Source organism: Pantoea sp. SIMBA_079, from assembly GCF_046940275.1.
GTDB classification, from domain to species: Bacteria; Pseudomonadota; Gammaproteobacteria; order Enterobacterales; family Enterobacteriaceae; genus Pantoea; species Pantoea borealis.
Genome location: NZ_JAWRYR010000319.1, coordinates 1 through 271, shown reverse-complemented (window position 1 = coordinate 271; position 271 = coordinate 1). Strand labels below are relative to the sequence as shown.

Genomic DNA, 271 nt, shown 5'->3' with positions numbered 1-271 from the left:
GGTTGATTGCCAGCCACGCCCAACGGTTGCGTAACGAACGCCAGACCGAGGCGAAAATATCCTCCTCTTCACGCAGACCCGCCATGTTGAGGACTTCGGTCTCGCTCTCCTCACGGATCAGGTCGACCATTTCGTCGATGGTCAGACGGCCGATCAGGCGTTCGCTCTTGTCCACCACCGGGGCGGATACCAGGTCATAACGCTCGAAAGCCTGCGCTGCATCGTAGGCATCTTCCTCGGGCTGGAAGGAGACAGGGTCGGTCGCCATGAC

1 protein-coding gene is annotated in these 271 nt (G+C 60.1%); it reads right to left on the bottom strand.

The features are described from left to right. On the bottom strand, window positions 1-271 hold a 271-nt coding region (locus SB719_RS20200; RefSeq protein ID WP_412159746.1), incomplete at both ends, for a CBS domain-containing protein.